The following is an 18,202-nucleotide window of genomic DNA, read 5'->3' as shown; positions in this document are numbered from 1 at the left end:
GTATTAATTATTAACAATCCATACATATATAATTATGTATGGATTAATTTATAAACAGAATATGGATTAAAATAACTTAAAACCAAAAAAAACCCTGCCATTGGCAGGGTTTGTTGATGCTGGACGATAAATTAACGCGCCAGCCAGCCACCGTCGACCGCAACGGTATAACCGTTAATGTAGTCAGATGCGCTGGAGGCCAGGAACACAACAGGCCCCATCAGATCGCTTGGCAGACCCCAACGACCCGCTGGGATACGATCGAGAATTTCGGCGCTACGCTGCTCATCAGCACGCAGCTGCTGCGTGTTATTGGTCGCCATGTAACCCGGCGCGATCGCATTCACGTTGATGTTATGTTTTGCCCACTCGTTGGCCATCAGACGCGTCACGCCCATTACGCCGCTTTTAGACGCGGTATAAGACGGAACACGAATGCCGCCCTGGAAGGAGAGCATAGAGGCGATATTAATAATTTTACCGCCGTTACCCTGGGCAATGAAGTGCTTCGCCGCCGCCTGAGACATAAAGAACACGCTCTTAATGTTCAGGTTCATCACGTCGTCCCAGTCTTTTTCGCTGAAGTCGATAGCATCTTCACGACGGATAAGACCGGCGTTGTTCACCAGAATGTCGATATGACCGAATTCTGCAACCGCACGCTCCAGCAGTGCCGGAATACCATCAATCTGACGCAGATCGGCGGTCAGGCTTAAAAAACGGCGGCCCAGTGCAGTAACACGTTCGATGGTTTCAGTCGGCTCAACAATGTTGATACCCACGATATCACAACCCGCTTCCGCCAGACCCAGCGCCATCCCCTGACCCAAACCGGTGTCACAACCCGTCACAACGGCGACTTTACCTTCAAGAGAGAATGCATTCAAAATCATTGTAAATCCTTATTTTTTATAATGCCCGTCACAGACAGGCTGAGTAGCCGCCCGCGACTAGCGCAGATCTTTGACTGCAACGTGGTCCATATCATCAAAGACCTGATTTTCGCCAACCATACCCCAGATGAAGGTATAGGCTTTCGTACCAACGCCAGAATGGATAGACCAGCTAGGGGAAATTACCGCCTGCTCATTGTGCATGACGATATGACGCGTTTCCTGAGGCTGCCCCATCATGTGGAAGACACAGGTGTCTTCTTCCATATTGAAGTAGAAATAGACTTCCATACGGCGTTCATGGGTATGGCACGGCATGGTGTTCCACAGGTTGCCTGGCGCCAGTTCGGTCAGGCCCATGCTCAGTTGGCAGGTTTCCAGTACGTCCGGCACAAAATACTTGTTGATGGTACGGCGGTTACTCGTGAGATCATCACCCAACGTCACTGGCGCAACGTCGGCTGGGGTCACTTTTTTGGTTGGATAAGTCATGTGTGCCGGCGCGCAGTTATAATAGAACTTGGCGGGTTTTGCAGGGTCAATGCTTGCAAAAACAACTTCTTTTGCCCCTTTACCGACATACAGCGCATCGCGATGACCAATTTCATAGCACTGGCCGTCAACAGTAATCGTGCCCGGCCCACCGATGTTGATCACGCCTAACTCACGGCGCTCCAGGAAGTAGGTTACGCCCAGTTGCTTACCCACTTCGCCACCCACGGATACGGTTTTTCCCACTGGCATAATGCCGCCAACAATAATGCGGTCAATGTGGCTGTAGACCATGGTGTATTCGTCAGCAACAAACACTTCTTCTACCAAAAACTCATTACGCAGCGCCTGGGTATCCAGGGTTTTAGCATGCGCACTATGGATGCTTTGTCTTACGTCCACATTTACCTCCAGTGATAAATTGACCGTGAATTCTTGAGCGATAGCAAAACGCCGTTCCGTTTTACCTAATGCGTTCATGATATCCCTCCCGGAACGGGTTTTCAATTATAACTAAAACGATGTTTCACTTTTTCCGCATCTTATTATCAAAAGTGTAATTGCGATCACGCTAGCCTGGGTAATCTACGAAAGCAGCACCAAAGAGAACAAATAAAACACAAACAAAACAGTTGGTTATAAATAACCAGCAAAGAGTAGATAATAAGAGGTAAAAGAAGCGCTGTGAAAAAACAGCCCTGCTGAAGAGGAATTCACACACCTTTTCTTACAAAGTGCGTTGTGAATCACACGAAATGAAACGCCGTTTTGATAAGTTAACGTTGTTTTAGAGTGGATGTTTCTGTAACTGGCCTTGCCCTCCTTGTGGAGGGCTTTTTTACATGAACCGGAACTGCGCGGTGGTGGTGTATCTGATAGGGGATTTTAAAGAGTTAATCACGTTCGATGGCAAGTGCAACGCCCTGGCCACCACCAATACATAACGTTGCCAGCCCTTTATGCGCCCGGCGTTTAACCATCTCGTGGACCAACGACACCAGAATACGGCAACCAGAGGCACCAATTGGGTGGCCGAGCGCAATGGCCCCACCGTTCACATTCACCCTACGCTCGTCCCATTCCAGCATTTTCCCAACGGATAATGCCTGCGCGGCGAATGCTTCATTGGCTTCAATCAAATCGACATCCGCCAGCTGCCAGCCGACGCGCTCAAGGCAGCGACGCGTCGCGTACACTGGCGCAATCCCCATGAGTGCGGGGTCAACGCCGACGCTGGCAAAAGCGCGAATACGGGCCAGTACCGGTAAATTCAACGCCTGCGCTTTGGACTCGCTCATCATCATCACGGCGGCAGCACCATCGTTTATCGATGACGCATTACCCGCCGTTACCGACCCAAGCCTGTCAAAAGTGGGGTCCAGACGCGCCAGCCCCTCTGCACTGGCATCGGTGCGCGGTTGCTCATCGGTATCCACCACAAAGGATTGCCCATTACGCTGGGTCACCACCGGCACGATTTCATCTTTAAAGCGTCCAGCGTCGATTGCCATCCGCGCTTTGTGCTGCGAGTGCAGCGCGTAGGCGTCCTGTAATTCGCGGCTGATACCGTATTCCCGCGCCAGGTTTTCCGCGGTAACGCCCATATGGTAGTCGTTGAAAGCATCCCACAGACCGTCGTGCACCAGGCTGTCAACCAGTTGACTATTACCCAGTTGCGCGCCAGTTCGGCTGTCGGTGAGGACATGCGGGGCGCGGCTCATATTCTCTTGCCCGCCTGCTATCACGATATCAGCTTCACCACACTGGATAGCCTGAGTCGCCAGGTGCAGCGCTTTCAAACCTGAACCACACACATCATTAATGGTAATAGCGGAAACGGTATTGGGTAATCCACCATTGATAGCAGACTGACGGGCCGGGTTCTGTCCGGCCCCCGCAGTGAGGACCTGACCAAGGATCACCTCATCAACGGCGTGAACATCCACGCCAGTGCGTTCCAGTAATGCCCTGACCACCATGCTGCCGAGTTCAACGGCAGAGTGGCGCGCCAGCGTTCCCTGGAAGCAGCCAATCGGTGTCCTTAACGCCCCCACTATCACAACCTCTTTCATCACCACCTCAGCGCAAAATAACATCGCAATAGTAGATGATTGTTAAAGATAGTTATCGTAGTTGTTTAAAAATGGTGATTTTTATCACAAAGGAAATAGGTATCATTTATTCGTCATCGCGACGCCACTTTGCTGCAAATGGTCACGTAACCAGCTTCCCGCTACCCCCGGAGGGGATTTCTTATTCCATAACAGATCGATTGAGATAGCTTTTGGCCAACCCGGTATCTTCAACTGAACCAGTGGTTTTTCTGCCGCAAACTCTTCCACCAGCGCGCAAGGTAGTGCGCACCAGCCAAATCCCTGTACCGCCATACTCAGCAACAACAGATAGTTGGGAGCAGACCAGACAGGGCCACGTGCGACGTTGGTCCCACTTTCCAGATAAGTATTCAGACGCAGTTCGCGCCAGGTGTGGAGCTGCTCCCATTGCAGATTTTTTAGCGTTGCCAGCGGATGCGTGGCCGCAACGTACAGTCCCATCCAGGTTTGCATCGGCAAACGCGTGACGCCCATATCTGTCGGATAATTTTCTCGCGCTTCGATCAGCCCAACCTGCGCGCGTCCTTTTTGCAGCAGATCGATCACATCGTCATCTTCACCAATCAGACATTCAAATTCTGTGTGGGGGAACTTGCGGTCAAACTGCACCATTAATTCTTCCAGCACATCCGGATGCAGCGTGTCCGAAAGCACAAAGGTCAGACGCGCTTCGGTATCCCCCGACAGCGAAATCGCCGCTTCATCCAGACGCTCGCTGGCTGACAAAATCGCCTGTACGTAGCCAAGCACCCGCTTGCCTTGTTCGGTAAGCGTTGGCTGACGTGACGAACGGTCAAACAGCGCAAAGCCAAGATCGGCCTCCAGATGTGCAATCGCCGTGCTGATGGTGGACTGGCTTTTACGTAGCCGCCGGGCCGCCGCAGAAAATGAACCGCAGGACACCGTCTCAACAAATGCCGTTAATGCTTCAGGAGAGTAACGCATGAACTATCTACTTTATCGATGGATACTATCTTTTAGATATCACATAAAACGATAAAATTGCCACCATTCCGTTATCCGGGCATCAAAGAAGGTTTGTAGGTTATGCAACACGATACTGTCCAACGCCGCTCGTTAGTGGAGCGCATTTTTCATGCTGTCTGTTTTGAGGGCATTGCTACCGCGATTCTTGCACCAACCACCGCATGGTTGATGCAGCGCTCGGTACTGGAAATGGGCGGGCTGACCATTCTGCTGGCAACAACAGCAATGATCTGGAATATCATTTATAACGCCCTGTTTGACCGCTTTTGGCCGTCGCATCAGGTCAAACGTACGGCGAAAGTCCGCGCATTTCACGCCTTAGGTTTCGAGAGTGGTTTTATCGTCATCGGGGTCAGCATCGTGGCGTATGTACTGAACGTTAGCCTGCTTCAGGCATTCACACTGGAAATAGGTTTCTTCCTGTTCTTCCTGCCATACACCATGTTCTATAACTGGGCTTATGACACATTACGCGAGCGCGTAATGAAGCGTCGTCAGCAGCGCGTTACTGCCTGATAATTCAAAGAATAGTCGGAATTTTCTCAATTCCGGCTATTCATCCATTCACCAGCCCACTTGTTCACACCTCCCCCAGCCCCTCTCATTTGTGGTAAATTGCGCTTCTTTTTGTTTATTTTATAGTTGATACGTTCAAATAATGTCGAAATTTTGGTCAAAAGAAGAGACTCTCTGGAGCTTCGCACTATATGGGACTGCCGTCGGCGCAGGAACCCTCTTCCTCCCCATACAGCTGGGTTCTGCAGGCGCAGTGGTACTTTTTATCACCGCACTCGTCGCCTGGCCTTTAACCTACTGGCCGCACAAGGCGCTGTGCCAGTTTATCCTGTCATCAAAAACCTCTGCAGGTGAAGGGATCACCGGTGCAGTCACCCACTACTATGGCAAGAAGATAGGCAGCCTGATCACGACGCTTTATTTTATCGCCTTCTTTGTGGTGGTGCTGATCTACGCTGTCGCGATCACCAATTCACTCACCGAACAGTTGGCAAAACATATCACGATTGATCTACGCGTTCGTATGCTGGTAAGTCTCGGCGTGGTGCTGGTCCTGAATTTAATTTTCCTGATGGGTCGCCAGGCCACCATCCGGGTGATGGGCTTTCTGGTATTCCCACTGATCGCGTACTTTCTGTTTCTCTCGCTGTACCTGACCGGAAGCTGGCAGCCGACGCTACTCACCGGCCAGATGTCTTTCGATCAGCACACGCTGCATCAGGTATGGATCTCGATCCCCGTGATGGTTTTCGCTTTTAGCCATACGCCCATTATCTCCACGTTTGCCATCGACAGACGCGAGAAATACGGCGAGCAGGCCATGGGTAAATGCAAAAAAATCATGAAGGTCGCCTACGTCATCATCTGCCTGAGCGTACTGTTTTTTGTCTTTAGCTGTCTGCTTTCTATTCCGGCAAACTACATTGAAGATGCCAAACATGAAGGTGTAACCATCCTTTCGGCGCTGTCGATGATGCCCAACGCACCGGCATGGTTGTCGATTTCCGGGATTATCGTTGCCGTGGTGGCGATGTCAAAATCGTTCCTCGGCACCTACTTTGGCGTGATTGAAGGGGCGACAGAAGTCGTAAAAACGTCGCTGCATCAGGTAGGCGTGAAGAAAAGCCGGGCCTTTAACCGCGCCCTGTCCATTATGTTGGTTTCGGCCATCACGTTTATCATCTGCTGCATTAACCCTAATGCCATTTCAATGATTTACGCGATCAGTGGCCCGCTCATCGCCATGATTTTGTTTATCATGCCGACTTTATCGACCTATCTGATCCCGGCGCTGAAGCCGTATCGTTCAGTGGGGAACCTGATCACCCTGATTGTCGGTCTGTTGTGCGTATCGGTGATGTTTTTTGGCTAAATGACGTTATCAACGGCTCATTCATCAATGCGTGGATGAGCCGCACTCCGCCTTACTTGATGTAAGAATCCAATACCTTCAGGACCACGTCCAAATCCTCTTCACGCTTTATTTCATCGCCCTGATGCACGATGTGCTCGGTCAGATGACCTTTAATCACCTCACGCATTAATCCGTTTACCGCACCGCGGATCGCCGCAATTTGCTGCAACACAGCCGCGCATTCATGCGGTTCATCAAGCATGGTTTTCAACGCCACTACCTGGCCCTGAATCTTACTGGCACGGGCTTTGAGCTTTTGTTTGTCGCGGATCGTATGTGACATAGCATTACCTTAATTAACGTAAATCCGTAGCGACAATACCATCGACATTCTACTGGGGGGTAGTATTTGATACTGGGGGGGAGTAGAATCAAGCGAAATTAGACAACTAAGAATCATTCTCATGGGTGAATTTTCTACGCTTCTTCAGCAAGGCAACGCCTGGTTCTTCATTCCCAGTGCAATTTTATTGGGGGTGTTACACGGCCTGGAACCGGGACATTCAAAGACAATGATGGCGGCGTTTATTATCGCCATAAAGGGGACTATCAAGCAGGCAGTGATGCTGGGGCTGGCGGCTACCCTGTCGCATACGGCCATAGTATGGTTGATTGCACTCGGCGGAATGTATATCAGCAAAGCGTTCACGGCCCAGGCCGTCGAACCCTGGCTACAATTTGTCTCTGCGATCATTATTTTGGGCACTGCATTCTGGATGTTCTGGCGGACCTGGCAAGGCGAGCAGAACTGGCTGACTCAGACACATCACGACCATCATCATGATCATGACCATGGCCACGCTCACCACCATCATCACGAACATGACCACGATCACGATCACCACCATCATCACGAACATGACCACGATCATAACCATGCCGCGTTGGCAGGGCTGAGCGAGGGTTCGAAAGAGTATCAGGACGCGCACGAACGCGCACATACCAACGATATCCAGCGCCGTTTTCAGGGTAAAGAGGTGACCAACGGGCAAATTTTACTGTTTGGCCTGACCGGCGGGCTGATCCCGTGCCCTGCGGCTATTACCGTCTTACTGATTTGTATCCAGCTCAAAGCCTTTACGCTGGGGGCAACGATGGTACTGTGCTTTAGCCTCGGACTGGCGATAACGCTGGTAACGGTAGGGGTTGGCGCGGCTATCAGCGTACAACAGGCGGCGAAGCGCTGGAGCGGATTTAACACACTGGCGCGTAAAGCGCCCTATTTTTCCAGCGCACTCATCGGCATGGTCGGACTCTACATGGGGATTCACGGCTATCTGGGGATCGTCGGTTAACAGCCAACAGAGGGAAACGCGCAGCAACCTGTGCCGCTGCGCGTGTAGCAAGACTAGCTTGCGACGCTTCCCCACACTAACTGCCCTTTGTGGAAGGTCGCGGTACGAGGGGAAATCCTCGCGACCGCTTCCGCAGAGCAGGACGCATCGACCAGCACAAAACTTGCATCATCCTGTGCTTTCGGCCACACACGTTCGCCTTTATCGTTCAGCGGCAGTACATCACCTGTGGCGAGGAATAGCGCGCGCGACAGGTTGAGTTCGTTCGGGCGAATATACAGCTGAGCATACAGATTGGCTTTCTCCAGCATATCCCCCAGCCCATACGGCGACCAGTGGTCAATCACGCTGTCGGTGCCGGTAATCACCTCCACGCCTTTATCACGCAGCTGTTTCAGCGGCATGTGCAAGGTGCCGATAGGTACCGTCGAGGCAATGGTAATCTGCTGCGCCGCCATACGGGTTGCCAACGCATCAACCTGCTGTTCGTTCAGCGTTGCCAATGCGAAAGCATGGCTGATGGTCAGTTTGCCCTTCAGCTGTGGCGTTTTCTCCACCGTCTCCACCATGTAATTTACCGCCGCCACACCTGCCGGGCTGGTTTCATGCAAATGGATATCCACACCTTTATTGTAATCGAGCGCAATCTGGAACATGGTGTCGAGGGATTTTTCCATGGCCCCATCAACGCTGGTCGGGTCCAGACCGCCCACGTACTGTGCCCCCGCCTGCATTGCTTCACGCATCAGCGGTTCAGACTTCGATAACAGCAGACCATGCTGGGGAAACGCCACGATTTCACAAGCGAAACCGGGCTGACGACGCGCCAGTACCGCCTGCAGGTTCTCCAGATTTTTCAACCCGGAAACTGGCTCAATATTGCAGTGGCTGCGGGCAATCGATGTCCCTTTCGATTGCAGCAGATCGATAAGCTTTTCCGCCCGCTCCTGAGTATAAGGCTGCAGTTCAGGCAGCAGCTTTTGTTCCAGGCGGATCATATCCTGAATGGTGGTGCCCGCCGGACGGTTCAATGAGCGCCACGGGCCACCGTAAAAGGTTTTATCCAGATGAATGTGCATATCGCGCATCGCGGGCAGCATGAGCTTTCCGCCCGCATCGTAATGCGGCAGCGCCGCATCCGAATGCTGCTTATTCTCGTGCAGCGCAACAATCTTCCCGTCCTGAATTTCAACGGTTTGCAGTGCAGTACGGGTATGTACCACCACGGCATTTTCGTAATCAAATCCCGCTTCCAGCAGAACGTTATCAAGGTAGTAGTGTTTATCGTTAATCGTCATGGTGTTCTTCGCCCCGCAGGCTGTCCCGACAGGATTAGCAGCATACGCGACTGGTGCTACTGCGCCAAACAGCGCAGCAGCAGTGACCATTTTTCCGCTCTGACTTAAAAATTCGCGGCGGCTGTTACTTTCCTTCATTCGCATCTCCTCTCAGGAATGGACAATGTGGGTACCCGTTTCACCGCGCAGTGCGGCAGGCAGGCATTCCGGCGTGGTGATGATCACCCGCTTACCGCCACGAGCCAGGAACGTCAGGCTGGCGATAATTTTGGGTAGCATGCTGCCTGGCGGGAAGTGACCTTCCTGCATGTAACGGGTCATTGCCGCGATATCCACTGTATTCAGCGCCTGCTGGTTGGGCTTGCCGAAGTGAATACACACTTTCTCTACGCCAGTGGTGATCACCAGAATGTCGGCGCGGATCTCCTGCGCCAGCAGCGCAGTAGAGAGATCTTTATCAATCACTGCGTCCACGCTGTGATAATCCCCGTGCTCGCTACGGACTACCGGAATCCCGCCGCCGCCTGCGCCAATCACCACAAAACCTTGCTGAGTCAGCGTTTTGATAGCCTCTGCTTCAACAATACGTTTTGGCTCAGGGGAAGCCACAACCCGCCGGTAACCGCGCCCGGAATCCTCTACAAACCGCCAACCCGGATTAACCCGCAGCAGCTCGTCACGCTGAGCTTCACTGAAGAATGCGCCGATAGGCTTGGTTGGATTCGCAAACCCTGGATCGTTCTTGTCGACTTCTACCTGCGTAACCACCGTCACCGCTTTCTGCTCACCGCGTCGCGCCAGACGGTTATTCAGCGCCTGTTGGATCAGGTAGCCAATACCGCCCTGAGTATCAGCGACGCAGTTTGCCAGCGGAGTGAGCGGCAAGCCTTCGCGTTCGTGCGCGATTTCAGCACGCCGTAGATCCAGCCCCACCTGCGGCCCGTTACCGTGTGTCAGCACAATGTTGTAGTCCGATGCCAACATCTCCAGCACCGTGTCCGCCACCGCTTTCACCGCTTCAGCCTGGTGCTCAATAGACTGGCTGGCGTTATCTTTGATAATGCTGTTGCCGCCAATGGCAACGACCACAAGTTCTTTCATCGTATTTTCTTCCGCTTGCAGGCGATTCAGGTTGTTTTCGTCGGTTCCTGCTCAGGCGCAGTAGCCGCTTCACGACTGTCGAGAATATGTTTGACGACGAACATGCCGCTCATCATCAGGTAGGCCACAACAAACATCATCGAGCTGCCTTCGGCAAAACCCACTGCCGGGGAGTGAATCACACCAAACAGCGACAGCAGTGCACCGAAGGCGGCAGCAATCGCCCCACGTAACGGCTTGTTCATGATGGCGAAGATAGCGACACAGCCCCACAGCATACTGGCCAGCGGCGCACCGCTTCCCAGATGCACCAGCCCGTCGTAGTACACGCCTTTACTGTGCAGCAGGTCACTGCCCAGTTTCCCCGCAGAGGTTCCGGCGGCCCCCATCACGCTGTTAACGATGGTCAACGCCCAGTTGGCAATCCACGGGAACAGACAGATGAAGATGACGGGAACCTCGACTTTGGGGGTTTCTCGTACCACCTGGTTGGCGGTTACCACGCCGATAAACACCAGAATCGGCACTATCGCGGTCATCGGAATAATGGCGAGCATAAACGCGCCCAGCCCAAACAGCGGTACCAGGAACATGGTGATACCAGATGCCAGGGTATAACCGATGCTGGCACCCATTGCTTTCCAGCCCGCGTGCCCAACATACACAGTCACCGGGAACGGGTTACCCAACATGCAGCCAAGCATGGAGGCAAAACCGTTCGCCATCATAACTTTACGGGTGTTGTACTCATCGCCCGCGGCGTGCGCACTTTCAATGTTCTCGAGGTCAAAAATATAGTTCGCCAGACCCAGCGGAACTGCAGAAGCCAGATACGGCAGCGCATGCGGTAATCCTTGCAGGAAGCTGTCGACATGGATTTCTGGCGGGTTAAAGCCAAAAGACGACATCGAGGCTTTAATCGCTTCCGGGCTTTGCAGACCGGAGATCCATGCCAGGGCCGTACCGGCAATCAGCAGCAGCAAACCGGTCGGAATGCGGGCAAAAATCGGTTTCTTACCGAACCAGTTGATGAAAATCAGCAACAGGACGATGAAAGAAACGGTTGGCGCTTCAAACGCCTGCAGCATGGGGTTCATCGCCAACAGCAGCAGCCCCAAGCCGGATAAACAGGAGAGCAGTACCGTACGCGGGATCATCTTGCGGATGGTCTCGCCAAGGAAGGAGCCACCCACCAGGATCAACGCTTCCACAAAGCACCATACCAGTGCTATCTGGATGGCGAAGTTAGCATCTTTGGTTTGCTGATAAACCGGCATCAGCACCAGGAACGTCACGGTAAAGATTGACGGTGCGCTGGGACCGGACGGCAACGCCGTCACATCATTACGGCCGGTGTGTTTTGCCATCTGCAAACCAAACCATGCGTAGCAGATACTGGCCACCAGCACCGCCAGACCAAAGGCGGGCGCAATGCGGCCGTAAACTATTTCAGTCGGGATGCCGACAACAAAAATGAGCAGCCCCATCATTGTCAGCAGGTTAGTCAGGTTGTTGGTCATCAGCCCGAAGTAAGCCGCCCAGTCACCACGTTTCCATTCTAGTTTTATGCTGTTCATGGAATATCCTTTACAGGTTAAGCATCGTTTGCGATCGCGGAGATCGCCCAGCCCTGCAGGTAAGCAACGTTTTTCGCTTCGCTACCGTGGGGCTAACGGTGTTAGCCCCAGTTATTGTTATTAGCAGTAGCGGTCACGCCAGTTGAGGATCGCCTTTTCAAAACAGGCGAACGGCGGGTGAACGATTCCGGCGCCGATCATGCCGATCCCCGCATCTTTGTGCGCAATGGCGGTGTTGATCACTGGCAAAATGCCGGTGCTGCCCACGCGCGTAATGTCGATAGCGGTCGGTACGCCCATAAAACCGAGCAACGGAATGGTGACGTTCGGGTTTTCACCAAGCGTGATTTCACGCATCTGGCGAGAGAAATCGACGGCTTCTTCAACCGTACCGCCCACCAGCGCCACGATGGCCGGTGCCGTCGCCATGGCGAAACCGCCAATACCGTAGGTTTCGGTAATCGCGCTATCGCCGATATCGCGTCCTGAGTCTTCCGGCTTGTAGCCCGCAAACATCGGGCCAATCACCTGCTGCGCCGGACCGGTAAACCATTGACCCGGTAAACCACTGATACGCAGACCGAACTCGACGCCGTTACGCGCCATCGTCGTGACCACGGTGCTGTATTCAATGCCGTGTGCGGCGTCCATCGCGGCTTTACACATCGCCATCCAGGTCGGGCCGGAAAAGTAATCGCTGCTAAGGACGAACTCGAATACTTCACGCTGCTGCTCAACCGGATAACCGGTCTGAATAATCCACGGCGTCAGCGCCTGAATCAGTAGCGCAGTCCCGGCATTGTTGCGGTTATGGCATTCATCCCCCATGTGCAGCGCCTGCGCCAACATCAGACGCAGATCGATTTCACCCGCCAGCTTCATGGCATCACGCAGCATTGGGCCCATCACATCGCGCATCCAGTTCAGACGATCGATAACGCTCTGATCGTTCGCCCCCATACGCAGGATCTTCGCCATCTGCTCGCTCATATTGGTATATGCGCGGTTGCCGTAGGTTTTGTTCTCAACGATGTGCATGAACATTGAGGCAGAGGTGACGCCCGCCATCGATCCCACACAGTCATGTTCGTGGCATGGAGAGAAGATAATTTCGCCAGAAGCCGCCAGTTCTGCGGCTGCATCCAGATCTTTTGCCAGCCCTTCAAATACCAGCGCCCCGGTGACCGCCCCTTTCATCGCACCGCACATTTTTTCCCAACGGATTGGCGGCCCGGCGTGCAGGATGGTGTTACGGGTCATACCCGGCACCACGTTAATGGCCTGGTCATACCCCACCAGCACCGGATGTGACTGGATAATGCGTTCCAGCGCCAGCTGATTAGCGGCAGTAATTTTGTCTGCCAGCGGAGAATCGGCAATCTGATCCAGCGCCGCGACCACCTGCATGTTGCCCTGCCCTGGCGGAGTCCAGTCGAGTTGGGTCACAGGTACGTTCTGCTTTTTCAGGTCATCGCTGAACATCGCGATGCCGACGTTAATCACATTCAGCGGCTGGTTAAACAGTGTCTGGCTCATCAGGCTTCCTCCCCTTTACAGATAAATTCACGCGCCAGCAATCCGGTGTTGGTGCTACTGCTCGCCCAGATAACCCCGGCATCGGTCAGCATCTGGCACTGTTTTTCCAGTGACGGCGTATCCTGATCGGTCCCCAGCACATAGCCAAGAATTTCAAGCGGACGCCCCTCTGCAGCGGCGATCGCTTTGGCTTCAACGATCGCCTCAAGCATCACGCCAACCGGATCTTCATGCGATCCAAAGCCGAGGACGAAATCCATCACGATCACGCCCACTTCAGGATCGCGCGCTTCCTGCAACAGACGACTAATGCGGTTGGTCGGATCGATCATCGGGTGCGGTTTGCCGTTGGTAAAATCGTCATCACCGAAATCGAGGAAGGTATGTGCAATACTGTGGTTGAGATCCTGTAGACGGAATGCCGGGTCCGGATGAATGTTGCTGTACACTTCGGCATGTTTTTCCATTGCGGCAAACATCGCTTCATCGCACAGCGTGCCGCCGCAGAACAGCCCACGAATGTACTTTTGCTGTGGCGTCAGACGGGCGCGAACCTCTTCAATCAGCGGCCAGTTCAGCGGATGCAGGTCCAGACTCTCTTTTTTCACACCCGTCAGCAGTACCGCTTTCAGCGCAGCTTCTTTTGTGCCACGTGCGAACTGCAGCCCCGCTTCATCTGCAGGAGCGGCATCACGTCCGAGGAAACAGACCACGACCGGTTTGCGGCAGGCGCGTGCGCGTTCCAGTACCTTACGGGCCACCGCAGGCGCAGGCGGTTTGGAGATCAGTGCAATGATTTCGGTTTGCGGATCGGCTTCCAACATGCCAATCGCGTCAAGCATCATCAGACCACCAATTTTCTCGCTTAGATCGCGTCCACCCGTACCGATCAGTTGGGAAATACCGCCGCCAAACTCATGAATACGCACGCTCAGTTCCTGGCTACCGGTACCGGATGCCCCCACAATGCCAATGTTGCCGCGACGTACCGCATTACCAAAACACAGCGCCGCGCCGTTAATAATGGCGGTCCCGCAGTCTGGCCCCATCATCAACAGCCCTTTTTCGTGTGCCAGCTGCTTAAGTGCCAGTTCGTCCTCAAGAGAAACGTTGTCTGAGAACAGCATCACATTGAGGTTATTTTGCAGTGCCTGGCGTGCCTCACGTGCGGCAAACAGACCGTTAACCGAGATAACCGCCAGGTTGCTGTCAGGTACGTGTTTTTTAGCACTGGCGAGCGTGGCGTAGCGCGCTTCATGCTGACCGCCCTGCTCTTTATGCGTGAACAGATCCTCAATCGCCACCAGCGTCTGCTCGTTCGCCGCTTCACTCGCGCCTTTAATGACAATCATCAGATCGCCACTCTTCGCTTCTTCCAGCTCAGGCGTAAGCAAGCCAAGATTCTTCAGCACGCCCTTGTTCATTTCTGTCGCCATTGCCACGAACGCCTGCTCCACACCATCGAGCTTATTTGCGCGTGTTGAAATAGACATCAGTGAGACAGAATCAAAATACGTATTCTTTTTAACAACTATCCTGATCGACATAATTCCCTCCGGACCTGTGGCTCAGGGCGCAGGCATCCGCCATGCCGTATAGCATGTCGCAGCCAGAACTTGAGCCGATATTTTTAATATCAGTTATATATTGCGTAGAAACGTGTTGTTGCTCATTAATAATATGGTTCAGCAGTCGTGCGACACTTTCCCGATAGCGCTGATGAAAAGCCTCCTCCAGCGTAATTTTACTGAGTAATGTCGTATTATTTCCGTCACGCTGCAAGGCGGCTAAAAACTCTCTCCGATATTTTTCCAGCGGGTGTCCTGGAATAAATAAGATGGTACTTAGACCCACTAAATAATCATCGGATGATGGCGTCAGCCCAATACCGAGACCAATTAAATAGCTGACGGCAGCAGAGATATTTTCTCCTGTGTTCAGCGCCGTCATTAATGACTGGCGACGCTGTAGTAATTCGCGGGTGATCTCCTGATAAAACGGGTTGTCACCCTGGTACAGAAATAATGTGTCATCGTTTTTAAGCTGTTGGCGGATATCCTCTTCCCAGCGTTGCCACCGAATAGCTGAGAACGCGGTTGCATCTGGCGTCCACTGCGGCATTCGCCACGGCAGGCACCCGGAAGTCTCTATCCACTTATCCTTACCAACGACAATCCCTGATTCGGTAAAACTGACCGGCTCACCGGGATGAAACAGGTCTTCACAATGCGTCAGCGCCAGCCGACAGCTATTGGGCGCGTTATCACAGCCTTCACTCAGTAACGTCAATAATCGCTGCTGCTCGGGTATGAACAGATTCACCGCGCGGGAAAATACCTGTTCTACTCGCCCGGTTCCCCGGAATGAAAGAAACGCGCCGTCTGCGGTTAGCGCCCGAACGCATCGCCGTGATGGCGTGGCGATAGCGGCGCTCCTCTGTCAGGCTCCGGCGGCAATCAGCAGCTCGGCAATTTCGTGATACCCCTTTTCCCTCGCCAGCTCTAGCGGGGTTTTACCGTATTTATCCGTCATGTGCGGGTTCGCGCCATGGTCGAGCAGCAGCTTGACGATTTCCTGCTGCTTCGCGCCACCGTCATTGAGTACGATAGCTTCCAGCAACGGCGTCCAGCCAACGAAATTAGTGTGGTTGACGTTAATATCGGTATGCAGCAGCTCACGCACGATCTCAACATGACCTTTCTCACTGGCAGGCGTAATGCCGACACCGCCAAAACGGCTCAGGCGCTCAAGATCCGGGTTAGCCGGTAATACCGTGCGCAGCAGTGTTAAATCATTTGTCAGGCAGCTAATCAGAAATGGATTAAAACAGGTTTGATCTTGTTTATTAATATCAGCACCGGCAGCAATCAATAAAGAAACGCAGTCATAATGTTTATTCAGGCTGGCAATAATAATGGCAGTACGGCCCTGGCGGTTGGTGGCATTAATATCCACATTTTTTTCCAGACAGGATTTTAATCCTTCGGCGTTACCCTGTTCTGCCGCCAGCAGAAATTCAGTAATAAGTTCTTTCTCTGACATAATCACTCTCCTGCAGTTTTTTAGACTCTTCGTATTTCCGATAACCTGAGAATAGCAACAGAGTTTAGAGAATAACATCCGCTTAAATTTCATTCATCGTAAGTGTGTCGATTGTTGAATCAAATTTAATAATGAGAGTAAAACGTGCTGTAGTGCAATCTTTCCCTTATGACTGAAGCCGTTTTAGCGATGAATCAGAGCCTGGGGAAATCAGGCGGCATGCAGCATAAATAGCGGGTCGCAACTAAAATACAGAAGTGTGATTGCCTTCAAATCAAATGTAACTCTAGTGTTAAATTCTGTTCAAAACTGATTGCTCTCGATAAGGATTACAAATACATTCAACAATCATCGTATCGTGGACATCGCAGCATGGCCTGAGGGGAGAACGGATGAATTCAATTTTTACCGAGGAAAACCTGCTGGCCTTTACGATGGCAGCGCGCTATAGCAGCTTCAGCAAGGCCGCTGAGGAGCTTGGCTTAACAACGTCGGCCATCAGCTACACCATCAAACGCATGGAGATGGGACTCGATGTGGTGCTGTTTACCCGCAGTACCCGCAGCATTGAGCTCACCGAGTCCGGTCGCTACTTCTTTCGCAAAGCAACCGATCTGCTGAATGACTTCCACGCCATCAAGCGCAGCATCGATACCATCGCCCAGGGGATTGAAGCCAGGGTGCGCATTTGCATTAACCAGCTGTTGTATACCCCACAGCACACTGCACGGCTGTTACAGGTGCTCAAAAAGCAGTTTCCGACCTGCCAGATAACCGTGACCACCGAGGTCTATAACGGCGTCTGGGACTCCATCATCAATAACCTGGCCAATATCGCTATTGGCGCGCCCGATACCCTGCTGGACGGTGGCGGGATTGATTACACCGAAATCGGTGCGATTCGCTGGTCGTTCGCTATCGCACCGGATCACCCACTGGCTTTTATGCCTGAGCCGATTTCAGAAAGTCAGTTGCGTCTGTACCCAAACATTATGGTGGAGGACACCGCGCACACCATCAACAAGAAGGTCGGCTGGTTGCTGCACGGGCAGGAGTCGATTCTGGTTCCTGATTTTAATACCAAGTGTCAGTGCCAGATTCTGGGTGAAGGCATCGGTTTTTTACCGGACTATATGGTACGCGAAGCGATGGAAAAGTCGCTGCTGGTCACGCGACAGATCCATAACCCTCGTCAGGATTCACGCATGCTGTTGGCAACCCAGCACGCGGCAACCGGTCGCGTGACGCAGTGGATTAAAAAAGAGTTTGGCCCACAAGGGGTACTGACGGGGATATATCAGGATCTGCTGCATCGGCAGTGATGTGCCGGATAAGACTATCCGGCGGAAATCAGTCTTCAGGCGCGAATATCGTCGTACTCGCGCGTTTTATCAAACTCATGTTTGGCAAACGGACACAGCGGGATCACTTTGCGGTTTTCGGCGCGCATTTTCTCCACCACCTTCGCCACCAGCAGTTTACCCACGCCCTGACCTTTCAGACTGGGGTCAACATCGGTATGCTCAATGATGCTCAGATGCTCGCCTGTCGGCACAAAAACAATCTCGGCGACCTGCTTGCCTTCAGCATCGTTAACATAAAACTTGTTATGGCCTGCAAGAATTTCCATGGTTCCCTCACTTATTTCTGGCGATATTTCAGCGCACCGCTCGGACAGGTATCGATGACCCGGATGACCGTCGCAACATCGACTTCATCCGGGATGATCCACGGCTTACGTTTCAGGTTGAACAGCTTTGCGCTGCCCCGCACGCAGTTGCCCGAATGCTGACACATCGCCGTATTGAAGTAGACGTCAATTTTTTCGCCGGTATAGGCCCGGTAACCTGCATCCAGTAGTTCCTTATCCACGACATTGCCTCGCATTTTTTTATTGTCTGGGTCTAATCATAGACCCATGCGAGGCTGAAGGAAGC

At 52.7% G+C, this 18,202-nt stretch carries 18 protein-coding genes; 4 read left to right on the top strand and 14 right to left on the bottom strand.

Annotated features, from left to right (window positions below; genetic code table 11):
- Nucleotides 1–131: 131 nt before the first annotated feature.
- The 4 genes from kduD to NNO03_RS15405 all read right to left on the bottom strand — a co-directional run bounded on the left by kduD (nt 132) and on the right by NNO03_RS15405 (nt 4,444).
- Nucleotides 132–893, bottom strand: a complete 762-nt coding sequence (gene kduD / locus NNO03_RS15420; RefSeq protein ID WP_005123393.1) for a 2-dehydro-3-deoxy-D-gluconate 5-dehydrogenase KduD — start codon at nt 891–893, stop codon at nt 132–134.
- 57 nt (nt 894–950) lie between these two features.
- Nucleotides 951–1,787, bottom strand: a complete 837-nt coding sequence (kduI, locus tag NNO03_RS15415; RefSeq protein ID WP_005123391.1) for a 5-dehydro-4-deoxy-D-glucuronate isomerase — start codon at nt 1,785–1,787, stop codon at nt 951–953.
- A gap of 491 nt (nt 1,788–2,278) precedes the next feature.
- Nucleotides 2,279–3,457, bottom strand: a complete 1,179-nt coding sequence (locus tag NNO03_RS15410; RefSeq protein ID WP_137382683.1) for an acetyl-CoA C-acetyltransferase — start codon at nt 3,455–3,457, stop codon at nt 2,279–2,281.
- A 102-nt stretch (nt 3,458–3,559) separates the two neighbouring features.
- Complete coding sequence (locus tag NNO03_RS15405; protein ID WP_271449908.1) at nt 3,560–4,444, bottom strand: LysR family transcriptional regulator; 885 nt, start codon at nt 4,442–4,444, stop codon at nt 3,560–3,562.
- A 102-nt stretch (nt 4,445–4,546) separates the two neighbouring features.
- Between NNO03_RS15405 and NNO03_RS15400 the strand changes: the two genes are divergently transcribed.
- Entirely contained in the window at nt 4,547–5,002 is a 456-nt protein-coding gene (locus tag NNO03_RS15400; protein WP_271449907.1) for a multidrug/biocide efflux PACE transporter, read from the top strand.
- A gap of 142 nt (nt 5,003–5,144) precedes the next feature.
- Entirely contained in the window at nt 5,145–6,374 is a 1,230-nt protein-coding gene (locus NNO03_RS15395) for an amino acid permease (RefSeq protein ID WP_137382681.1), read from the top strand.
- Nucleotides 6,375–6,426: 52 nt separating this feature from the next.
- Here the strand turns inward: NNO03_RS15395 and rcnR are convergent, their stop codons facing one another.
- On the bottom strand, nt 6,427–6,699 hold the full coding sequence (gene rcnR, locus NNO03_RS15390; RefSeq protein ID WP_005123385.1) for a Ni(II)/Co(II)-binding transcriptional repressor RcnR: 273 nt from the start codon (nt 6,697–6,699) through the stop codon (nt 6,427–6,429).
- Between the two features lie 121 nt (nt 6,700–6,820).
- Here rcnR and NNO03_RS15385 point away from each other — a divergent pair, with 121 nt between their 5' ends.
- A complete protein-coding gene (locus tag NNO03_RS15385) occupies nt 6,821–7,711 on the top strand; it encodes a nickel/cobalt efflux protein RcnA (protein ID WP_271449906.1) in 891 nt (296 codons plus the stop codon).
- Between the two features lie 53 nt (nt 7,712–7,764).
- Here the strand turns inward: NNO03_RS15385 and NNO03_RS15380 are convergent, their stop codons facing one another.
- The 7 genes from NNO03_RS15380 to NNO03_RS15350 form a co-directional block, all read right to left on the bottom strand.
- Nucleotides 7,765–9,147 carry an amidohydrolase family protein gene (locus NNO03_RS15380; protein WP_271449905.1) on the bottom strand — a complete coding sequence of 461 codons (1,383 nt, stop codon included), beginning with the start codon at nt 9,145–9,147 and terminating at the stop codon, nt 7,765–7,767.
- Nucleotides 9,148–9,159: 12 nt separating this feature from the next.
- Nucleotides 9,160–10,110 (bottom strand): carbamate kinase family protein, encoded by a 951-nt coding sequence (locus tag NNO03_RS15375; RefSeq protein WP_271442351.1) that lies wholly within the window; start codon nt 10,108–10,110, stop codon nt 9,160–9,162.
- 26 nt (nt 10,111–10,136) lie between these two features.
- On the bottom strand, nt 10,137–11,687 hold the full coding sequence (locus tag NNO03_RS15370; RefSeq protein WP_137382677.1) for a xanthine permease: 1,551 nt from the start codon (nt 11,685–11,687) through the stop codon (nt 10,137–10,139).
- Nucleotides 11,688–11,807: 120 nt separating this feature from the next.
- Nucleotides 11,808–13,223 carry a DUF1116 domain-containing protein gene (locus NNO03_RS15365; protein WP_271449904.1) on the bottom strand — a complete coding sequence of 472 codons (1,416 nt, stop codon included), beginning with the start codon at nt 13,221–13,223 and terminating at the stop codon, nt 11,808–11,810.
- The gene (gene fdrA, locus NNO03_RS15360; RefSeq protein ID WP_271449903.1) at nt 13,223–14,770 is read right to left on the bottom strand and encodes an acyl-CoA synthetase FdrA; all 1,548 of its coding nucleotides are present in this window, start codon (nt 14,768–14,770) and stop codon (nt 13,223–13,225) included. Before fdrA ends, NNO03_RS15365 begins: the two co-directional genes overlap by 1 nt.
- Nucleotides 14,748–15,545 carry a DUF2877 domain-containing protein gene (locus tag NNO03_RS15355; protein WP_271449902.1) on the bottom strand — a complete coding sequence of 266 codons (798 nt, stop codon included), beginning with the start codon at nt 15,543–15,545 and terminating at the stop codon, nt 14,748–14,750. The genes fdrA and NNO03_RS15355 overlap by 23 nt, the downstream gene beginning before the upstream one ends.
- Nucleotides 15,546–15,662: 117 nt before the next feature.
- Complete coding sequence (locus NNO03_RS15350) at nt 15,663–16,265, bottom strand: ankyrin repeat domain-containing protein (RefSeq protein WP_271449901.1); 603 nt, start codon at nt 16,263–16,265, stop codon at nt 15,663–15,665.
- A gap of 392 nt (nt 16,266–16,657) precedes the next feature.
- Between NNO03_RS15350 and NNO03_RS15345 the strand changes: the two genes are divergently transcribed.
- Nucleotides 16,658–17,587 (top strand): LysR substrate-binding domain-containing protein, encoded by a 930-nt coding sequence (locus NNO03_RS15345; protein WP_005123372.1) that lies wholly within the window; start codon nt 16,658–16,660, stop codon nt 17,585–17,587.
- Between the two features lie 35 nt (nt 17,588–17,622).
- On the opposite strand, the gene NNO03_RS15340 is transcribed toward NNO03_RS15345, so the two are convergent.
- Both NNO03_RS15340 and yjdI read right to left on the bottom strand, forming a co-directional pair.
- Nucleotides 17,623–17,895: a GNAT family N-acetyltransferase gene (locus NNO03_RS15340; RefSeq protein ID WP_101741591.1), complete on the bottom strand. Its 273-nt coding sequence runs from the start codon at nt 17,893–17,895 to the stop codon at nt 17,623–17,625.
- A gap of 11 nt (nt 17,896–17,906) precedes the next feature.
- Nucleotides 17,907–18,137, bottom strand: coding sequence for a 4Fe-4S mono-cluster protein YjdI (gene yjdI, locus NNO03_RS15335; RefSeq protein ID WP_271449900.1), 231 nt, complete (start codon nt 18,135–18,137; stop codon nt 17,907–17,909).
- Between the last annotated feature and the right edge of the window lie 65 nt (nt 18,138–18,202).

Source organism: Citrobacter sp. Igbk 16 (genome assembly GCF_028069755.1).
Classification (GTDB): domain Bacteria; phylum Pseudomonadota; class Gammaproteobacteria; order Enterobacterales; family Enterobacteriaceae; genus Citrobacter.
Note: the sequence above shows the minus strand (reverse complement) of the source record. Positions and strands in the feature narration are given on the sequence as shown.